Origin of the sequence: Brachyspira sp. G79 (assembly GCF_002379365.1) — a bacterium.
GTDB lineage: Bacteria > Spirochaetota > Brachyspiria > Brachyspirales > Brachyspiraceae > Brachyspira.
Map to the genome: position 1 here is coordinate 1,543,944 of NZ_JQIU01000008.1, position 3,772 is coordinate 1,547,715.

The window sequence follows — 3,772 nt, forward strand, 5'->3', positions numbered from 1 at the left end:
TATTTTAACTACTATAGATTGAGGATATGTATTTTTTATAGTGCTTAAGATATTTCTTGGTATAATATTTTCAGGAACTCCGTTATATTTTCCATCTACATTAACCCATTCTTCATAATATGAAAAATCTATTTTTGCCCCATTTGATAATGTTACTTTATATCCGCCCTCTTTACTGCTTTTTAATTTAAAAACTTGGGTATTAGGGTATGCAGATTTGATAAAAGACATGGTTTTTTGTGATATATTATTATCATACAGACCATAATACTGAGAGAATGCAGCGATTTGCAAAACGAAAATCAATGCAATAATTATAATGATATTCTTTTTCATATTCATAATATGAACTACTAAATTTATTTATGTTATTAGACGTATTTTTATAAAAAAGTTTCCTATAAAATAAAAAAATTTGATTGAAAATTGAAAAGGGCTCAAGTATTAAAACTCAAACCCTTTATTAAAGTTTTTGATAAACTAATTATTTATAATCAGTTACCAATTTTAATTATTTAAACATTTTTTATAATTTAAGCATCAATTTGCTCATTCTGCTTGCAAACAATTTTGGGTCTTCAAGAGGAAGTCCTTCAAGTATGCATGCTTCATCATATAAAAGCTCACTGTATTCTTTGAAAATATCAGAAACTTTATTTTCATTGTATTCTTTTTCTATAGCTTTGAATACATCATGAGAAGTATTAATTTCTAATACTCTTTCTGGCTTCATACCAAACATATTGTTTCCAGTTTCTGCCAAAACTTTAGCCATATTAAAGCTGATAGAATCCTCTTTATTTGATAAACAGACAACACTCTCTTTAAGCCTGTTAGTTTCTCTTACTTCTGCAACTTTATCAGCACCTAATACATCTTTTATAGCATTAAGAACTTCTTTGTTTGCACTGTCTTTATTTTCATCTTTGTTTTCAGAATTATCAGCCTGAAGTATAGAATGAAGTTTAGTACCGTCAAACTCTCTCATCATACTAACCATAAACTCATCTACTCTGTCAGTAAAGTATAGCACTTCATAGCCTTTTTCTTTCATTCCTTCCATATGAGGAAGTTTTTCTATAGCGGATTTATCTTTAGCAGCAGCATAATATATAAACTCCTGCCCTTCTTTCATTCTTGATTTATATTCTGCTAATGTAGTATATTCCCCTTCCACTGTATTAGAAGATTCAAATAATAAAAGATTTGCAAGTTTATCTTTTTTACTGAAATCAGAATATATGCCGATTTTTATAGATTCGCCGAACTCTTTAAAAAACTTCTCATATTTTTTTCTGTCATTTTTAAGCATATTTTCCAAAGTATCAAGAACTTTCTTTTCAACATTAGAAGCTATTCTTTTTAATTGAGTGCTGTGCTGTAAAATCTCTCTTGAAATGTTAAGTGAGAAGTCTGGAGAATCAACTAATCCTCTTACAAATTTTAAATACTCTGGAAGTAAGTCTTTGCATTTACTCATTATAAATACATTTCTTGAATAAAGTTCAAGTCCTCTTTCAAAATCTGGGTGAAGGAAATTGAAAGGAGCTTTTGAAGGTATAAATAAAAGTGCCGTATACTCTATAGTACCTTCAGCTTTAGTATGTATAACCTCAAAAGGATCGGTATAATCATGAAAATGCTCTTTGTAAAACTCATTATACTCTTCTGGCTTAACATCACTTTTTGATTTCTGCCATATGCTTATCATAGAGTTAATAGTTTTCTCTTCATACTGCTGAACTTCTTTTTCGTCCTTTTTAGGTATAGGCATATCCATAACTATAGGATAATGAACATAATTAGAATATTTATGTATTAAACGCTCTAATGTATATTTATTGCAGTAATCATCATCAATAAAACCTTCTTCTTCTAGTTTTTCATCTTTTCCTTTTAATTTTAATATAATTTTAGTTCCTCTCTCTGGCTTATCAATATCTTCTACAGAGTAAGAGCCGTCTCCGTTACTCTCCCAGCGTACGCCTTTTTCACTGTCAGCATGCTTTGTCTCTATTACAATATTATCAGCAACCATAAAAGCAGAATAAAAACCAACTCCAAACTGCCCTATCAAATCTATTCCGCTTTCTTTTGATGCTTCTTTATCTTTCTGTATTCTTTCTAAAAATGCTTTAGTACCGCTTCTTGCTATAGAACCTATATTATTAATAACGTCCTCTCTAGTCATACCGATACCATTATCCTGAATGGTTAGAGTTCTGTTTTGTTCATCTGTATCTATTTTTATTCTTAAATTATCTATATCAGGATATTTATCGCCGTTTGTTATAGATTCAAATCTGGCTTTATCCAATGCATCGCTTGCATTTGAGATAAGCTCTCTTAAAAATATTTCTTTATGAGTGTATATAGAATGCACCATTAAATTTAATATTTGTTTAGTTTCGGCTTCAAAATTTAGTATTTGTTTTTCTGCCATAATATAAACTCCTTCATTTATAAAAAATTCTTTATAGGTTAAAGATTAAATATAAAAGTATTAAAGTGAATATATAAAGTCTAAATATATAAAAGTTAAAAATCAAAAAAGTAAAAAGTTTGTGAATATTTTATTATTATAATAAAAATTTAAAAAAAAGCAAATATTTTATTACTATAAATTTTGATTATTTATACAATTTTTATATACTATTATAGTATAATAAGATATTTGAGTAAAAAAATGTATACTATTATAGAATTGATACTTCCTATATTTGTTTTGATAGCATTCGGTAAAATATTAAAGCATTTCAATATAATCAGTAATGAAGGAATAAAAACTATAAAAAATTTAGCAGTTAATTTATTTCTTCCATTTACTTTTTTTAATATTATTATTCATGGCACATTTAATAAGGATTCTATAATATTAATAATAGCTGGTTTTATCATTATGTTTTCTGCTTATTTATTAGGCTTCTTGTACAAGCCATTATTTACAGATGATATAAAAGAATATGTACCTTATACGAATACCTGCATCGAAAGCGGAATGTTTGCTTTAGCTGTACTTAATATGATTATAGGAAAAGATAATCTCTTTCAAATAATACAAATGGATATGGTAAATAATATATTTGTTTTTACAGTAGTTACAACTGGATTAACATTAATATCTGGAAATAAACAAAGTGCAAAACAAATAATAAAATCTATATTCAAAAGCCCAATAATAATAAGTCTCATATTAGGTATAATAGGAGCTTTATTCAATTTTGGAGAAAAAATTGACAATTCAAATTTGTCATCTACATACAATAGAATAATATCTTTTTTAACAGAGCCTTTATCTCCTATGATATTAATATGTATAGGTGCTGAACTTGAATTTGAAATAGATATATTCAAAAAAGCAATTAAATTATTCTTTGTAAGATTTGCTACTATGGCTGTATTAATATCATCAGCTTTATTTATTATGTCAAAAATAATCACTGTAAACTCAATTCTCATAAAGTCTATGATTATATATTTTCTATCTCCGTCGCCTTTCATACTATTAATGTACACTAATAATGAAAAAATTAATAAATTTATATCTGGATTCTTGTCGCTTCAAATTATAATGTCATTGATATTCTGCGTAATTATTAGTTTTATTTAATTCTTAAAAATTAAAAATAATAAAATTTTTTTAAAAAATGTTAGAATATACTAACAAAACTATTGACAACTTTTAATCTATATGTTAGAATACTCTAACAATAGGAGATTGAATGTTTGATAAATTAATTATTGACCATTGTGCACCAGCTTTATCTGGTAT

General features: G+C 26.5%; 3 protein-coding genes. 1 reads left to right on the forward strand and 2 read right to left on the reverse strand.

All coding sequences use genetic code 11. From position 1 onward, the window contains the following. Positions 1-342, reverse strand: a 342-nt coding sequence (locus KQ44_RS08235) for a PepSY-like domain-containing protein (protein ID WP_096736999.1), incomplete at its 3' end; no start/stop codon positions are given. Between the two features lie 184 nt (positions 343-526). Beyond that, the gene (gene htpG / locus KQ44_RS08240) at positions 527-2,443 is read right to left on the reverse strand and encodes a molecular chaperone HtpG (RefSeq protein WP_096737000.1); all 1,917 of its coding nucleotides are present in this window, start codon (positions 2,441-2,443) and stop codon (positions 527-529) included. A 243-nt stretch (positions 2,444-2,686) separates the two neighbouring features. Between htpG and KQ44_RS08245 the strand changes: the two genes are divergently transcribed. Continuing rightward, positions 2,687-3,610 (forward strand): AEC family transporter, encoded by a 924-nt coding sequence (locus KQ44_RS08245; protein WP_096737001.1) that lies wholly within the window; start codon positions 2,687-2,689, stop codon positions 3,608-3,610. Positions 3,611-3,772 lie beyond the last annotated feature (162 nt).